11 protein-coding genes are annotated in these 15,762 nt (G+C 72.0%); 2 read left to right on the top strand and 9 right to left on the bottom strand.

The window, feature by feature from the left end:
- Window positions 1–3 precede the first annotated feature (3 nt).
- The 6 genes from ABD785_RS30150 to ABD785_RS30125 all read right to left on the bottom strand — a co-directional run bounded on the left by ABD785_RS30150 (window position 4) and on the right by ABD785_RS30125 (window position 8,529).
- The gene (locus tag ABD785_RS30150; protein ID WP_344835162.1) at window positions 4–2,235 is read right to left on the bottom strand and encodes an AAA family ATPase; all 2,232 of its coding nucleotides are present in this window, start codon (window positions 2,233–2,235) and stop codon (window positions 4–6) included.
- Between the two features lie 186 nt (window positions 2,236–2,421).
- Complete coding sequence (locus ABD785_RS30145; RefSeq protein WP_344835160.1) at window positions 2,422–3,306, bottom strand: haloalkane dehalogenase; 885 nt, start codon at window positions 3,304–3,306, stop codon at window positions 2,422–2,424.
- Window positions 3,307–3,365: 59 nt separating this feature from the next.
- Window positions 3,366–4,067, bottom strand: coding sequence for a ribonuclease HII (locus ABD785_RS30140; protein WP_344835159.1), 702 nt, complete (start codon window positions 4,065–4,067; stop codon window positions 3,366–3,368).
- A 34-nt stretch (window positions 4,068–4,101) separates the two neighbouring features.
- Window positions 4,102–5,247, bottom strand: coding sequence for a TerD family protein (locus ABD785_RS30135; RefSeq protein ID WP_344835158.1), 1,146 nt, complete (start codon window positions 5,245–5,247; stop codon window positions 4,102–4,104).
- 187 nt (window positions 5,248–5,434) lie between these two features.
- On the bottom strand, window positions 5,435–7,813 hold the full coding sequence (locus tag ABD785_RS30130) for an ABC transporter permease (RefSeq protein ID WP_344835157.1): 2,379 nt from the start codon (window positions 7,811–7,813) through the stop codon (window positions 5,435–5,437).
- Window positions 7,810–8,529: an ABC transporter ATP-binding protein gene (locus ABD785_RS30125; RefSeq protein ID WP_344835155.1), complete on the bottom strand. Its 720-nt coding sequence runs from the start codon at window positions 8,527–8,529 to the stop codon at window positions 7,810–7,812. The genes ABD785_RS30130 and ABD785_RS30125 overlap by 4 nt, the downstream gene beginning before the upstream one ends.
- 218 nt (window positions 8,530–8,747) lie before the next feature.
- On the opposite strand from ABD785_RS30125, the gene ABD785_RS30120 reads away from it, so the two are divergent.
- The gene (locus tag ABD785_RS30120) at window positions 8,748–9,527 is read left to right on the top strand and encodes an alpha/beta hydrolase fold domain-containing protein (RefSeq protein ID WP_344835154.1); all 780 of its coding nucleotides are present in this window, start codon (window positions 8,748–8,750) and stop codon (window positions 9,525–9,527) included.
- 43 nt (window positions 9,528–9,570) lie between these two features.
- Here the strand turns inward: ABD785_RS30120 and ABD785_RS30115 are convergent, their stop codons facing one another.
- Complete coding sequence (locus ABD785_RS30115; RefSeq protein WP_344835153.1) at window positions 9,571–13,146, bottom strand: discoidin domain-containing protein; 3,576 nt, start codon at window positions 13,144–13,146, stop codon at window positions 9,571–9,573.
- A 238-nt stretch (window positions 13,147–13,384) separates the two neighbouring features.
- Here ABD785_RS30115 and ABD785_RS30110 point away from each other — a divergent pair, with 238 nt between their 5' ends.
- On the top strand, window positions 13,385–14,356 hold the full coding sequence (locus tag ABD785_RS30110) for a hypothetical protein (protein ID WP_344835152.1): 972 nt from the start codon (window positions 13,385–13,387) through the stop codon (window positions 14,354–14,356).
- Here the strand turns inward: ABD785_RS30110 and ABD785_RS30105 are convergent.
- Complete coding sequence (locus ABD785_RS30105; RefSeq protein WP_344835150.1) at window positions 14,291–15,043, bottom strand: ABC transporter permease; 753 nt, start codon at window positions 15,041–15,043, stop codon at window positions 14,291–14,293. The two genes, ABD785_RS30110 and ABD785_RS30105, sit on opposite strands and share 66 nt — an antisense overlap.
- Entirely contained in the window at window positions 15,040–15,762 is a 723-nt protein-coding gene (locus ABD785_RS30100; protein WP_344835148.1) for an ABC transporter permease, read from the bottom strand. The genes ABD785_RS30105 and ABD785_RS30100 overlap by 4 nt, the downstream gene beginning before the upstream one ends.

The following is a 15,762-nucleotide window of genomic DNA, read 5'->3' as shown; positions in this document are numbered from 1 at the left end:
GCGTCAAACTATCTTGTGGACGTCCTGGGCGGTCAGGGTGATCAGGTCCTCGGTCGTCGGCGCGGCCAGGGTCGCCGCCCGCACGTCCCGGGACGTGCACGCCTTCTCATAGATCGTCCGGGCGAAGCGGGCGTTGCCCAGGGAGTCGATGGCGTGACGGCCGCAGGCCCGCTGGAACAGCAGGGCGAGATCGTCGAGGGCCTCGTCCGACCAGTGGTCGCCGTTCTCCGCTGCCATCGCGACGGCGATCTGGAGCAGCTCGTCCGGGCCGTAGGAGGGGAACAGCACCCGGGTGTCGAACCGCGAGCCCAGACCCGGGTTGGCGGCCAGCAGCCGGTCCATGTCCTCGGGGTAGCCCGCGAGGATCACCACGAGCCGGTCCCGGTCGTCCTCGGCTCGCTTGAGCAGCGTCTGGACGGCCTCCTGGCCGAACGCGTCGCCGCCGGAGTAGCCGGTGCCGATCAGGCTGTAGGCCTCGTCGATGAACAGGACCCCGCCGAGAGCGGAGTCGACGGCCTTGCTGGTCTTGATGGCCGTCGCCCCGAGGTGCTCGCCGACGAGGTCGCCACGTGAGACCTCGATGACGTCCGGGCGGGCCAGCAGGCCCAGCGCCGCGAAGATCCGGCCGAGGACCCGGGCCACGGTCGTCTTGCCGGTGCCGGGCGGGCCGGTGAAGACGAAGTGCCGCATCGGCGGCTGGGCGGGCAGCCCCTGCGCCGCGCGCAGCCTGCGGACCTGGAGCTGGGCCGTGATCTCCTGGACCTGCCGCTTGACCGGCTCGAGCCCGATCATGTCGCTCAGCTCGCCGAGCGCCTGCTCCAGCGTGGGCGTCTCGGCGTAGCCGCGGTAGCGCGCCGTCAGCTCCTCGTAGGCCGACCGGACGTCCACCGCCCGGACGGTCAGCAGCTCCGTCGCCGAGGGATGGGCGTGCGTCGACACCACCCGCAGGTCACGCGCCCGGGAGGCGCCCTCGGCCAGGGAGCGCACGAACCGGCCGTTGCCGAGCTGGTCGAGGACCCCCCGCCGGGTGATCTCGGAGAAGCACTCGGTGAGCAGGGTCCTGGCGTCCTCGGCGAGCACGTCGCCGCGCAGCTCGGTGTGGCGGACCGAGATCTCCAGCAGCTCCGGCGGCTGGTAGCTGGGGAAGGACACCCGGGTGCCGAACCGGGAGGCCAGCCCCGGGTTGGAGTCGAGGAAGTCCTCCATCTCCGTCTCGTACCCGGCCAGGATGATGACGAGGTTGTCGCGGTCGTCCTCGGCCCGCTTCAGCAGCGCCTGGACGGCCTCGTTGCCGAACCGGTCGGCCTGGCCGTCGCCCCCGTTGACCAGCGAGTACGCCTCGTCGATGAACAGGACGCCGCCGAGCGCGGAGTCGACGACCTGGTTGGTCTTGAGCGCGGTCGCGCCGAGGTACTCCCCCACGAGGTCGGCGCGGTGCACCTCGACGACATGGGCGGAGGGCAGCAGCCGGAACGCGTAGAAGATCTTGGCGAGGGTGCGGGCGACGGTCGTCTTGCCCGTCCCGGAGGGGCCGGCGAACACCAGGTGGCGCAGCGGCTTCTCGATCGGGATGCCCGCCTCGGCCCGCAGATGGGCCGCCTCGATCGAGGCCGCGATCGACCGGACCTGGCGCTTCACCGGCTCGAGGCCGATCATGTCCTCGAGCTCGGCCAGGGCGTCCTCGACCGAGGGCTCGGGCTCCCTGCGCGGCTCCGGCACCGACGGCAGGGGTTCCGGCTCGGCCACGGTCCGCGGCTCGATCCGCGGCGGCGGCTGCTCGACCACCACCTCGGTCTCCTCGACCCAGCCGGAGCCGTAGGACTCGGCGGTGACCGCGCGCCGCGCCTTGTCCCACCGGTAGGCCAGCACGAGAAAGGCCCCGGCCCAGGCGGGCCCGGCGTGGAGTTTCGGCGCGGCCTGCGCGAGCCCGGCCGCGGCGGCCCCCGCCACCAGCAGGGCCAGCAGGGCGCTGCGCCACGGCACGTAGCCGCTGAGGCGCAGCGCGGCCATCGCGACGGGCAGGGCCAGCAGCGCGAGGACGATTCCCTGGTGCGCGGGTTCGGGGTAGATCCGTGCCAAGGGCACGCAGGAGGCGAGCCAGGCGGTCACCACCGCCAGCACGGCCACCCCGGCCGGAGACCGAAGCGTCAGATCCACCACCACCAGCAGAACGAGGGCGCCCACGAGGGCGCTCAGCACCGGTAGGTCCGCGACGACGGCCACCGTGACCGTCACCGCCAGCACAAGGATCCCCGTAGATCGCCTTATGCCCGAGTGAATCCGAAAATATCCGGCTTGCATGCGTTCGAATAGGTCCCGTGCCGCACCTTGTCGCGGACGGGCCCGCATCCCACCGCCGAGCACTCCCATTGAACCGACAGCCTGACCTGCTGTAGGCCCGTAGTCCAGTACCGAACGGCGTCAGTCATTGACGAAGCGCAAGATCTCCTGTCCGAGGTCCTCCCCCGCGTCCTCCTGGAGGAAGTGGCCCGCCCCCGCCAGCACCGGATGGCGGCGGTCTTTGGCGCCGGGGACGAGGCCCTGGAACACTCCCGCCATGGGACCGGTGATCGGGTCGCCGTCGCTGAAGGCCACGAGGAAGGGCTTCGACCAGCGGTTCAGCTCGTCCCAGGCGTCGCGGTTGGGCTGGGCTTCGACGTCGTCCGGTGCGGCGGGGACCAGTCCCGGCATGGCCCGGGGGCCCGCCTTGTAGGAGTCCGCGGGGAACGGGGCGTCGTAGGCGGCCAGCACCTCGGGCGCCAGGGTCGTCCGGCAGCCGGACTGGATGCCGCGCGGGACGTCGAAGGAGGGCGCGGTCCGGACGGCCTCACGGAAGCGCAGCCACGTCTCGGGCATCGGGAAGTCACCGGTCGGGAGGCCGGTGTTGGCAGCGACGATCGCGGCGTAGCGGCCGGGGTCGGCGACGGCCAGCCGCAGCCCGATGAGACCGCCCCAGTCCTGGCCGACCAGGGTCACGTCGCGCAGGCCCAGCGCCTCGACGAAGGTCCGGGTCCAGGCGATGTGGCGGGCGTAGCTGTGGTCGGCGACCTCGGCCGGCTTGTCGGAGCGGCCGAAGCCGATAAGGTCGGGCGCGACGGCCCGCACTCCCCCGGCCACCAGCACCCGGATGACGTGCCGGTAGAGATAGGACCAGGACGGCTCGCCGTGCAGCAGGAGCACGACCGGCCCGCTCCCCTCGTCGACATAGGCCATCCGCGGCCCGTCGGGAAGCTCCACGTAGCGCGGCGCGTAGGGGAAGTCCGGCAGAGCGGCGAAGCGTTCGTCAGGGGTTCGCAGCAGTCTCATAAGCACATGCTTACCACCGCGTGCGCATTCTTCCCACGGGCCTCAGATCAGGCCGGACCTCAGATCAGGCTGAGCTGGCCCTCGCCCGCCAGGGGGTCGCGATGGCGCTTCAGGTGGCGCCAGCGCGGGAGGTCGTCGAGGTAGGACCAGGACAGGCGGTGGTGGGCGGTGGGGCCCGACTCCTCCAGGGCCGCCTGGTGGCGGGGCGAGGGGTAGCCGGCGCTGTCGGCGAAGCCGTAGGCGGCCAGCGCGGGGTCGGACTCCGCCAGTTCGGCCATGTGCCGGTCCCGCGCCACCTTGGCGATGACCGAGGCGGCGGCGACCGAGACGGACCTCTGGTCGGCCTTGACCTCGGTCCGCACCGCCCAGGGCCTGCCGAGGAAGTCGTGGCCGCCGTCCAGGAGGATCATGTCGGGCCGCTCCGGCAGCGCCTCGATCGCCCGGACGGCCGCCCTGCGCAGGGCTTCCGTCATCCCGAGCTCGTCGATCTCCTGCGCCGTCGCGACGCCGATGCCGTGGCCGAGCAGCCAGGAGGGCAGCAGCTCGGCGAAGGCCTCGCGGTGCACGGCCGTCAGCAGCTTGGAGTCCGTCAGCAGGACGGGCCGCTTCCGGCGGGGCAGCGACGGCGGCTCGGAGAGATCGGTGACGGCCGCGCAGACCATCAGCGGACCCGCCCACGCCCCGCGCCCGACCTCGTCGACGCCCGCGATGGTGCGGGCACCCGCGGCGCGCAGCCGTTCCTCGATCTCGTAACCGGCCATCGGAACAGTCTGGCAGGGTCACTTGCCGGCAGGGTCACTTGCCGCTGCTGGCCGTCCAGCGGAATCCCCAGCCGTAGTCCTCGTCGGCGAGCTGCTTGCCGCCCTTGCGGCCCTTCACCGCGTAGTAGCGGGCCTCGCGGTTGACGACCAGCTCGCCGTTGACGTTGTCGATCCGGGCGATCACCGCGGTCCTGGCGCGCGGGACGTCGCACTCGTCGAGGAAGATCTCGATCGGCGGTGAGCCCTGCGGCAGGAGGGTCACGACGGCCCCGAGCCCGGCGAAGCTCTCCGCGCCCTCGTAGATGGCGGCGATGACCAGCAGGCGCCTGAACTCGGAGCTGTGCCCGAGGTTGATCGTGAGGTTCTCGCCCTCGTCGCGGGCGCCCGTGCGGTCGTCGGCGTCGAGGAGCAGGTAGGGCGGCCGGTCGAGCTCGCCGAACTGCTTGGCGAGCGGGTCGATCATGCCCTTGCGGCCGTCCTGGAGTTCCCACATGCAGCACAGGTCGAGGTCGACCTTGGCGAAGCCCTGGGAACGCCAGTTGAGGTTGACGCGCATCGACCCCGAGGTCGCGCCGCGCTTGGTGAGCGACACCGAGGGCGCCTGCTTGGTGAGCGTCACCTTGGAGAGGCTGACCGGCGGCGCGGCGGGAGGCGGCGGCGGGGTGTCGTCGACCGAGATCCCGAAGTCGGTGGCGAGCCCCGCCAGGCCGGTGGCGTATCCCTGGCCGACGGCGCGGAACTTCCACGCCCCCTGCCTGCGGTACAGCTCACCCAGCACGAACGCGGTCTCGGTGGTGGCGTCGGACGGCTCGAACACGGCGATCTCGGCGCCGCTCACGGCGTCGACGACCTTCACGCGCAGGCCCTGATAGGAGCCGAACGTGCCGCCGTCGGACGAGGCGACGACCGCGACCGTCTCGATCTGCGGTTCGAGCCGGTCCAGGTCGACGAGCAGCGTGTCCACCACTCCGGCGGGCCCGCTGGTCTTGCCGCCGTGGCGGACCGCACCCGAGGGATGCGACGGCTGGTTGTAGAAGACCATGTCGTCGTCCGACCTGACCTTGCCGCCTGCGAGCAGCAGCGCGGTGGCGTCGGCGTCGGGTCCGGCCGTCCAGCCGAGTTCGACCCGGACGGAGGCGGCGGGAACGGGAAGGTTGGCACCCTTGGGCAGAGAGGACATCACAGGCTCCAGCAAACACGAGAAAAAGGGGGCGTGGACACCCCACGCCCCCTCTATAAAGGCTCGGAACCGAAGCGCGCCATGCACGATCCCGCGCCGTCTGCGAGAACCCTACGACGGCCACGGCGCGTACGCGGACTACAACACTCTGAATTCTCCGTGACTTCTGAAATCCCGCTGCCGCTTCTCAGTTGATCTTGAGAGCCGCCCGGGCGGGCAGAACCGTCGCGATCCACCCGAACAGGACGGTCGCCGCGGCGAAGGTTCCGTACAACAGGGGCGGCACGTAAGGTGCCTCCCCGGTCAGACCTTTGATCATAGGAATGAGCGTGGCGGCGGCGATCGCCGAGCCGAGCAGGACCGCTCCCCCGGTGACCAGCAGGGACTCCCAGCCCAACATGTGGAGGACCTGGCGGCGGGTCGAGCCGATCAGCCGCATCGAGCCGAACTCGCCGCGCCGGTCGAGCGCGGTCATCACCAGCGTGTTGAGCGCGGTGATCGCCGCGAACCCGCCGAGGACGGCCGCCATCGTGTTGTTGGCCCAGGCGTTGACGGCCAGGTCCACGTCGTACTGTTCGGCGTATCCGGCGCGGGAGGCGACCGCGCCGAAGGAGGCGAGATCCGGGGAGTCCCCCTTCACGAGGATCATCGAGTCGAAGCCCGGCACACCGTGGCCCGCGACGTCGGCACGCGGCAGCGTGATCTGGGCGATGCCCAGGCCCCTGCCGTACAGGGCGACGATCCTCGGCCGGGTCTCGGTGCCGTCCGGCAGCCACATCCTCAGCCGGTCGCCGAGCCCCGCCTTCGCCCCGTCGGCCAGGGAGGCGTCCACCGCGACCGTCCCCGGGGCGAGATCCTCGAGCCGTCCGGCCCGCACGCCGAGATCCTGGACGGCTCCCACCGGGCCCTCGATCGCCTGCGCGGACGCTGTCTGCGGCGTTCCGTACGCCCTGACCAGCACCGAGGTCGACAGCACCCCGACCGCCTGCCGGACTCCCGCGAGCTCCCGCACCCGGCCCACCGCGTCGGCGGGCAGGTCGCCCCGTACGATCCGGTCGGCGGTGATCCCGTCGCGGACCTGGCCCGAGGTGGCATGGCTCATGCTCGTCTGGAGGAAGACCAGCGTCGAGGAGAACGCCATCGCGAGGATGATCGGGGTCATCGCGGAGGCGAGCCGCCGGGCGTTGGTCCTGGCGTTGGCCGCGGCGAGTTCCGCCGGTGCTCCCGCGCCGCGCAGCGGCAGCCCGAACAGCGCCGCGCACAGCCGGGCGATGACCGGGCCGAGCAGCGCCGTGGCCAGCATGAACAGCAGCACCACGCCGAGCGCCAGATTGGCGGCGTCCTCGCCGCTCTCCCTCGCGGCCAGCCCCGCCATGGCCGCCCCACCGGCGACCGCCCCGATCCCCAGCGCGGTCCGGACGATCCCCGGACGGGTCCGCTCCACGGAGGCCTCGGCCAGCGCCCGGCCCGGCTCGATCCGGGCCGCCCGCCGCGCCGCGAGCGGACCCGCCAGCAGCGCGGTCAGCAGGCAGAGTCCCGCCGCCGCCAGCAGGGGCCACGGCGAGACCGCGAGGCGTACCCCTTCGGGGATCGCGCCGCGCTCGCGCAGCGCGCCGAACCACCAGCGGGCCAGCAGCAGACCGGGGAGCGCACCGGCCAGGGCCGCGGCGGGCGCGACCAGCAGACCCTCGGCGAGCACGGCCCGCCGCACCTGCCGGGGCGTCGCGCCGATCGCGCGCAGCAGCGCGAACTCCCGGGCCCGCTGGGCGACGGCCAGCGCGATGGTCCCGGCCGCGGTGAAGATCGCGACCAGGGTGGCGACCCCGCCGAACGAGCCGCCCAGTCCCGTCAGCACCTCCTTGGCCCCGGCCAGCCGCGGTTCGACCAGCTCCCCGCGTTCGGAGCCGGTGTAGGCCCGCACGCCCTTGGTCTTCTCGATGTCCTTGGCGATCGCGGCGACGTCGGCCCCCGGTGACAGCGTCACCGCGATCGCGTCGACGCTAGCGGGGACCCCTGACAGAACGGCGGCCTCGGCGTCGGCGAACCAGACGCCGGGGGCGTTCCCCGCCACCCGGAAGGTCCGTGTCGTGTCGCCGAACACCAGCCGGACCTCCGTTCCCTCGGCGTGCCCGGTCAGCACCACCTCGCCGGGGCCCGGGGGGCGTCCGGTGAGCGAGGCCGCGGTGCCGTCGAGGGCGGCCATGCCCCAGCCGCGGCCCTCGGCCGTCGTGCCGCCGTCCCTGACCGGCACCGCGATGTCGCCGACGGCGGAGGCGACGCCCTTCATCGCGGCGATTCGCGGCACGAGCGCGGCGTCGAGGCGGGCGCGGCCGGGCAGCGGGATCCGCTCGGTGTCCTCGTCGGAGACCCGGTAGGTGAGGGCCTGGTCGGCCGCGGCGACGAGCGGGATCCGCTCGTAGCGCCCCGCGGGCACCGTAGCCCTGACCCCGCTCTCCAGCAGCACCCCGCACGCCATGACGATCGCGGCCGACAGCGCGAGCGCCACGAAGGTCCCGGCGAACGCGACGGGCCGGAACCGGATCGACGCCCTGGCCAGCCCGTTCACGCCGGCACCAGCCGGGCCGCGATCGCCTCGGCGGAGCCGCCCCTGACGCTGCCGCCGATCTCGCCGTCCGAGAGGAACAGCACGGCATCGGACCAGGCCGCCGCCGCGGGATCGTGGGTGACCATGACGACCGTCGCGCCGAGCTCGTCCACCGAGGCCCGCAGCATCCGGAGGATCTCCGCGGCCGTCGCCGGATCCAGCGCCCCGGTCGGCTCGTCGGCGAACACCACGTCGGGCGCGCCGACCAGCGCGCGGGCGATGGCCACCCGCTGCTGCTGCCCGCCCGACAGTTCCCCCGGACGCCGCCCGGCCAGCTCGCCGATCCCGACCCTGCCGAGCATCTCCCGGGCCGCCCTCCGGTCGCCCCTGCCGCCCGCCAGCCGCGACGGCAGCAGCACGTTCTGCTCGGCGGTCAGCGACGGCAGGAGGTTGAAGCTCTGGAACACGAACCCCAGCCGGGTCCGCCGGAACTCCGTCAGCCGGTTCTCGCTCATTCCGCTGATCTTCGTTCCGCCCAGCGTGACGGTCCCGCCGTCCGGCCGGTCGAGCCCGGCGGCGCACTGGAGGAACGTGCTCTTCCCCGAGCCCGAGGGACCCATCACCGCGGTGAAGCTGCCGGACGGCAGCCTCAGATCGATGCCGCGCAGCGCGTGCACGGCCCGTCGTCCCCGGCCGTACCTGCGCCGCACCCCGTTCAGTTCCACCGCGTAGTCCATGACGTGATCCCCTCGTAGCCGCTCCCCCGACGCTACGAAGCGGCCGCGCCTCCTCCCATGGAGATCCCAGGTGTCTTCCGGGTGGGGTTAACCCCCGATCCGGCGGAGGCCTCCGATCGAGGAGAAACGGACCGTTCCCGCAACCTTCCGGGGCCCCTCCGCGTCCCACTGAGGGGGGCACCCGGAACACCGCCGCATGAACGCGCTACGATATATCGATGAACTATCGAGATATTCTGGTAGCCGAGACCTACGGCTACCGTCCCCTGTTCATGAACCTCGCCACCCCGCCGGGCGCCTACGACGCCCCCGTGCTCGTCTGGATCCACGGCGGCGCCTGGCTCGGCGGCTCGCCCGCCCTGAGGCCCGGCTGGCTCGGCTCGACCGATCTGGTCGCCGAGGCCGTCGCCGCCGGATTCGCCGTCGCCTCGGTCACCTACCGGATGAGCGCCGAGGCCGTCTTCCCCGCCCAGCTCGACGACGTGAGCGCCGCGGTCGAATGGATCCGTGAGAACGCCGCGGGCCACGGGCTCGACGCGTCCCGGATCAGCGTCTGGGGAGAGTCGGCCGGCGGCCATCTGGCCGCGATGCTCGCCCTCACCGACCCCGGGATCCGCTCGGCGGTGCTCTGGTACGCCCCGGCGAACCTGCTCACCAAGCAGGACCACCATCTGGCCGGCGCGCATCTGCACAGCGATCCCGCGCATACGCCCGAGTCGCTGCTGATCGGCGGCAACGTCCACGACCACCAGGCCGAGGCGATGGCCGCCAGCCCCGTCGCCCATGTCTCCCCCGGCGCCCCGCCCGTCCTGCTGATGCACGGAGAGGCCGACCGCGTCGTGCCGTGCGAGCAGAGCGTCGAGCTCTACGAGGCGCTGCGGTCGGCCGGAGCCTCCCCCGAACTGCGGCTGGTCCCGGGGGCGGACCACTGCTGGGAGGGGGGCGACGTCGCCGCACTGGTCGCCGACAGCCTGGACTTCTTCGGGAAGAACGGCTGAGGGCCGCGGGTGCCTCCCAACACCCACGGCCCTCAGACGGCCCCTAGGGGTTCTGGACGATCGTGAAGGTCGACGTCGTGTTCTTGATGTTCTGGAAGTTGTTCGCGAACGTGAGCCCGTTGAAGGTCGCCGAGCCCACCGCCGGGCCCTGACCCGCCTCGGGCATCTCGTTCACCCAGATGCCGAACCCGGACTTGGCGTCGAACTCGTCGCCGCTCTTCTGCGCGCCCGAGATCCTGACGTTGGTCAGCACCAGGTCCTGGATCGGCTTCAGCGGACCGCCCGCGTACTTCGTCTGGAACATGATCCCGTGGTAGGTGGGATCGACGATGTCCACGTTGTTGATGCGGATCGCCTGGAAGGGGAACTCGCCGGAGAACAGCCACAGGGCGGGGAAGGTCTGCTGGCCCCAGAAGTGGCCGCCGTCCCTGACCAGTGAGATGTTCTCGAAGACCGAGTTCGGGGCCTCGAAGCCCAGCGCCGGGATCCCGCCGAACTGCAGGGTCGCGATGGTGAGGCCCGAGTAGGTGAGCGTGTCGGAGATCAGCAGGTTCCGGAAGGTGTTCCCGGCTCCGCCGTAGACCGCCAGGCCCGCCGCGCGCCAGGTCAGGCTCGAGGTCAGGTTCTCGAAGACGTTGCCGGTCTCCTGGCCTCCGCCGCCGTCGATCGCCGGGAACAGCGCGAAGCTGTCATCACCCGAGGTCCGCGACTCGACGTTGCTGACGGTGTTGTTGCTGCTGCCGTTGGTCAGGTTGACGCCGTCCGCCCACGTGTCGCGCACCCGCGAGTTCCTGATCGTGGAGTTGTCGACGTTGGTCCCCCAGAACATGCAGACCATGTGCTCGACCCAGATGTCGTCGACCGTCATGTTCGCGACGTTGGTGAAGTCGAAGACCTTGCCGGGGCCGTCGATCCGGGAGGTGTAGTTCCCGAAGAAGCCGAACCCGGAGAAGGTCGAGCCGTTGGAGGAGGCCTCGGTGCGGAAACCCGCGTCCGTGTTCTCCTGGCCCTGCGGGGTCGTGAAGCGGGTGAACCAGGGGCCCGCGCCGACGACCTTCACGGCCTTGCCGTAGACCTGGAACTTGTTCGAGGTCTGGTAGAGGCCCGGGGGCAGGTAGACGCCGACGAGCGTGCTGCTCTGGCGGACCTGGTCGAGGGCGTTCTGGACGTCCTGGTGGGTGGTGCCCGCCGGGACCGCGTACTTCGAGGCGTCCGGGTTCGGGACGACGGTCGCGAGCTCGGTGTCGACGAAGTCGATCGCGTAGGTCGAGGTGTTGGCCGCGTCCTTCTTGAGCGTGATCTTCGAACCCTGCGGGACCGTGGTGCCGAGCAGGACGTTGGCCTCGTCGTAGATGTGGCGGGGGCCGCCGGAGCCGGGCGAGTTGTTCGGGCTCGCCTCGTTGCCGTACATCCAGGTGTAGCGCGAGGTCAGGTCGATCGCCTTGAGGAAGACGTCGTTGACGTAGATGTTGAGCGTCGAGGTGATGCCGCCGCCACCGGCCGAGTCCGGCAGGGAGAAGCGGGTGACGAGGGTGTTGGTCGGCGACTTGGTCGTGAAGGACACGGCCGAGCCGGTGGTGTTGAGGGTGACGGCCCTGCGGCCGGACGCCTCACCGGCGAGGTCTCCGATCTTGCGGTTCGGGCCCACCAGGGCCGCCCCGCCCGACAGCGCGGCGTCCTCGGCCTCGAGGTGGTCGAAGGGCAGGTTCGCGCCGCGGCCCGCGTAGAAGCCCTGGGTGGAGGTGTTGTTGGCGCGCTTGGCCGCGACCTCGTTCGCGTCGTCGGCGACCGTGGTGCGGACCGAGTAGCGGCCGCTGCCGGCCGTCCAGGTTCCGGGGAGCGCGATCGGCCCGGCGGTCTGGCCCGGGGCGATGGCGCCGGTGAAGGAGCCGCTCAGGGTCTTCACGACCGCGTTGTTCGCGTCCAGGACCTCGACGGTGACGGCGTGCGCACCGCCCGCCGTGGCCTGGGTTCCGAGGTTGCCGAGCGTCACCGCGAAGGAGACGGCGGCACCGGGCTGCGGGTTGCCGGGCGACCAGGTGGTGGCGGCCGGGACGATGTCGGAACTGGCGACCTGGGCGACGACCAGGCTCGCGGACGCGCCGGTGTTGTTGGTCTCGTTCAGCTCGATGATCTCGTCGGCCGCGTCGGCCTTGGCGGTCACCGCGTAGGTGCCCGCCGGACGGGCGCCGGCGTTCAGCGTGACCGTCGCGGAGGCCCCCGCGGCGAGCGCGCCGACGTTCACCGAGGCGCCGACCTTCTGGCCGCCGATCAGGAAGTCCAGCTTGCTGGCCTCCGAGGCCGCGGTGCCGCTGTTGGTGACCGTCGCCGAGAAGGTGACGGCGTCGGCCTCCGTCGGGTTCGCCGGGGTCCAGGTGACCTTGCCCGCGGTGAGGTCGGCCGCCGGAGCGGGGGTGCCGCGCACCTCGTACTCGGCGACCTGGGCGCCCGGGGCTCCGGAGTTCGCCGTGACGACCAGCCTGACCTGCGCGTACGTGCCGGAGACGGGGATCGTCGCGGAGTTGCCGGTGGAGGGGGTGAAGTTCCGGTCCACGGTCGGGGCCAGCGTGGTCCACGCACCGGTGGAGGAGTTGCGGCCCTCGACGCCGATCTTCTGGGTGCGGGCGCCCCAGGCCTGGTCGGGGTTCAGCTTGACCAGGACGGAGTCGAGGACGCCCTTGGCGCCCAGGTCGACCGCGAGGGTCGCCGGGTAGGCGCCGCCCGCCGACTCCCAGTACGTGGCGAGGCTGCCGTCGTTGGCGTTCGGGCCGAGGAAGGTGAAGACCGTCGAGGAGGCGGTGATGGGCTTGCCCGCCGCAAGGTTGGAGAAGGTGCCGGTGCCCTGGCGGGTGACGGTGTTGGAGTTCCCCGACACGTTGCCCGCGGCGTCCCTGGCGCGCACGGTGTAGGAGACCGTCGCGCTCGTGGGCTGGCCGTCGGTGTAGGTCAGGACGTTGCCCGCGACGCTGCCGCGCAGCTGGTCGTTGGCGTAGACGTCGTAACCGGTGACGCCGACGAGGTCCGAGGAGGCGCCCCACGTCAGCTTGACCTGGCCGGGCGTCTGCTCGGTGAAGGCCAGTCCGGACGGGGCGGTCGGGGCGGTCTGGTCGCCGGCCGACGGGCCGTAGACCTCGACCTCCGAGAGCTGCCCCGCGGGCCAGCCGGTGTTCCCGGTGACGTTGATCCGCACGTAGCGGGTCGGCGTGGAGCCGTAGTTCAGCGTCACGGTGTTGTTCGCCGCGGGGTCGAAGACCCGGCCGCCGGAGCCGACGAGGTCGGTGAAGCTCGTGCCGTTGGTGCTGCCCTGGACCGAGAGCGTCTCGGTGCGGGCGCCCCAGTTCGCGGCGGGCAGCTTCAGCACGACCTTGTTGGTGTCCACCGAGGAACCGAGGTCGATCTGCACCCACTGCGGGAAGGCGTTGTTCGCGCTCTCCCAGTAGGTGCCCTGGTCGCCGTCGGTGACGTTGGGCGGGTTGTAGGGGTTGGTGCTGGTGCTGGCCGACGTGGCCCTGCCCAGCGCCAGGTTGGTCTCCGCCGCGGCGGCCGGCGCCGTCAGCACGAAGGTTCCTGGTACGGCCAGCGCTATCGCCAGCAGCAGACGGGAGTGCCTGGATCTCATCCCGGATCCGCAACCTCTCAGGTCAGCGCGCAGCCGTGCGCCGCGCGTCGGGGGGTGGCACCTGCCGTGGGAGGGCGGCATGTGGGACGCGTCACAGACGATAAGGAACTGGACAGAACAATGCAAGAGTTCAACAGCAATGAGAAAAATCTGTGCAAGAGAGGTTCACTCTCGCGAGGGAGGGCACTCGCCCGGGTGAGGGAAGTGGTCTTCCGGGCGACGGCGCAGGCTGGACCCCATGAGCGTCACGTGGAAGTGGGCGCCGGTCGCGTGGCTCGGCGGATACGCGGCTCTGCGCGTCTGGTGGGCGGCCTCCGGGCTGCCCGGCGGCCTGTCGGGCAGGTTCGGCGACCTGGTCGTCTTCACCGGCTGGGGCGCCGCGGGACTGTGCCTCGCGGCGCTGGTCACGGCCGTCGCGGTGGCCTCCAGCGACCCCGCCGGGGCACCGCGCCCGGCACTGCTGGGCGCGGGATGGGCCGCGAGCGCCGCGCTGGCAGCGGCGGCGGCCATGCTGCTCCTGGACGCCGTAGGCGCGATCTTTCCCGGCCTCGGCCTGGACTTCTCCTTCGCCGAGGCGCTGAACCGGGCGGCCTGCGCGCTGGGCGGCGTGCTGCTCGGCCGGGCCACCCTGACCGCGCAGCGCCGGTGGGGAGGAGGCCCCGCATCGGCGCTCGACCGCACCCCGGCCTGGGCCTACGCGGCGGCCCACGGCGCGGTCGTCGGCTGCCTGGTGCGGATCCTCGCCCAGGCCGTCGTCGGGTTCGGCTCGTCGCCGCTCGACATGGCGTCGGCGCTGGCGTTCGAGGCGGCGTTCCTGCTCGCGGGGACCCTGCTGCCGCTGGCGCTCGTGCACCGGTGGGGACGGATCTGGCCGCGCTGGGTGCCGTTCCTGCGCGGCCGGGCGGTGCCGCGCAGGCTGGTGCTGTGGCCCGCGACCGGGGTGGCCTCGGGCATCGTCGTCTACTTCGGGCTCATGCTGCTCCAGATGGTGTGGGAACGGCAGCACGGCCGCAACCCGTTCCCCGCGGGGAACGGGCTCGACCTGCCGGAGACGTTCTTCTGGGTGGCCGTCCCGGCGTACTTCGCGTGGGGGGTGGGGCTGGCGTTCGCGGCCGTCGCCGACGACCGCGGGACGCGTCCCGGCTCAGGGCAGCAGGCGCCGCTCCAGCCTGCGGACCCCGAAACGCAGGCCCGCCAGCCCCATCACTGACAGATAGACCACCGGGACCAGCAGTCCCGGCCCGACGTCGCCGAGCGCGGGGCCGCGCAGCAGCTCGATGCACTGGTAGAGCGGCAGGCAGGCGATCAGCGGCCGGAGCCATCCCGGATAGACCGACAGCGGGTAGAAGGTCGTCGCGAACAGGAACATCGGCAGCATCACGAGCTGGACGAGCTGGAAGTCGTGCCAGTCCCGCAGCCAGGTCACCGCGTACAGTCCCGCCCCCGCGAACGCGAACCCGATCAGGGCCGCGCCCGGTACGGTCAGCACCGCCCACGGCGAGTGGACCAGGCCGAAGACCGTCACGAGCACCAGGAACCCGCACGAGGCGATCAGCCCGCGCAGCACCGCCCACCAGGCCTCGCCCATCGCGACGTCCCGGACGGTCATCGGCGTCGCGAGGATCGGGGTGTAGGTCCGGTCGGCCGTGATCCGGCCGAAGACCGTGAACACGGTCTCGTTGACGGCGCCGTTCATCGCCGAGGTGGCCAGCAGGGCCGGCGCCACGAACTCCGCGTACGGGACGCCGTCGAGACCGGGCACGTCGCCCACCAGCTTCCCGACGCCCACCCCGATCGAGAACAGGTAGAGCAGCGGTTCGAGCACCTCGGCCGCGAGATAGGGCCAGCCGCGCCGGTAGACGAGCAGATTGCGCTCCACCATCAGACGTGCGCTCACGCGTGCAGCCTCCTCCGGTAACGGTGGGCCCCTGCGACGAGACCGGCGCCCGCGAGGACGCACAGATAGGTGACATGGATCGCGGCCGGGCCCGCGGCCGCGGTGCCGAGGGACAGGGACCTGCACAGCTCCACCCCGTGCCACAGCGGCAGCGCCTCGACGATCCAGCGGGGCACGTCCGGCAACGAGTCCGTCTCGAAGAAGGTGCCGGAGAACATGTACATCGGCATGATCCCGAACCTGAACAGCGCCTCCAGCGCCTGCGGCCGGTCGAGCCCGACCGCCCAGGCCGTGATCGGCGTCGCGAACGCGAGACCGGTCAGCAGCGAGGCCGCCAGCAGCGGCGCCGCCCGCGCCGGGCCGGTCACCCGGAACAGGACCATGACCAGCACGAACGCCGCGCCGCTGGTCACGATCCTGAAGGCCTGGAAGGACAGGTGGGCGCGCTGGATCGCGCCGGGGCCGAGCGGGGTCGCGGCGGCGGCGAGGTAGCTGCCGCGCACCGCCCGGTAGACCGGCCGCATCGCCTCGACGGCCGCCGTCTGCATCATCGCGGCGGCCAGCAGCCCCGGTGCGAGGAAGGCGACGTAGTCCATGCGGTCGACCAGAGCGCCGAGCCCCACCCCGAGCCCGGACAGGAACAGCAGCGGATTGAGCACACTGATCACGAACGTGCCGCGCCAGATCCGCCGGTAGTGGAGCATCCAGTAGGCGAACAT

The organism is Actinocorallia longicatena (assembly GCF_039534125.1).
Lineage (GTDB): Bacteria > Actinomycetota > Actinomycetes > Streptosporangiales > Streptosporangiaceae > Actinocorallia > Actinocorallia longicatena.
Note: the sequence above shows the minus strand (reverse complement) of the source record. Positions and strands in the feature narration are given on the sequence as shown.

Excerpts from the sequence above, each read along its gene's own strand:
- ABD785_RS30145 (WP_344835160.1), bottom strand. The coding sequence starts at position 3,306 with ATGAGACTGCTGCGAACCCCTGACGAACGCTTCGCCGCTCTGCCGGAC.
- ABD785_RS30140 (WP_344835159.1), bottom strand. The coding sequence starts at position 4,067 with ATGGCCGGTTACGAGATCGAGGAACGGCTGCGCGCCGCGGGTGCCCGC.
- ABD785_RS30135 (WP_344835158.1), bottom strand. The coding sequence starts at position 5,247 with ATGTCCTCTCTGCCCAAGGGTGCCAACCTTCCCGTTCCCGCCGCCTCC.
- ABD785_RS30125 (WP_344835155.1), bottom strand. The coding sequence starts at position 8,529 with ATGGACTACGCGGTGGAACTGAACGGGGTGCGGCGCAGGTACGGCCGG.
- ABD785_RS30120 (WP_344835154.1), top strand. The coding sequence starts at position 8,748 with ATGAACTATCGAGATATTCTGGTAGCCGAGACCTACGGCTACCGTCCC.
- ABD785_RS30115 (WP_344835153.1), bottom strand. The coding sequence starts at position 13,146 with ATGAGATCCAGGCACTCCCGTCTGCTGCTGGCGATAGCGCTGGCCGTA.
- ABD785_RS30110 (WP_344835152.1), top strand. The coding sequence starts at position 13,385 with ATGAGCGTCACGTGGAAGTGGGCGCCGGTCGCGTGGCTCGGCGGATAC.
- ABD785_RS30100 (WP_344835148.1), bottom strand. The coding sequence starts at position 15,762 with ATGTTCGCCTACTGGATGCTCCACTACCGGCGGATCTGGCGCGGCACG.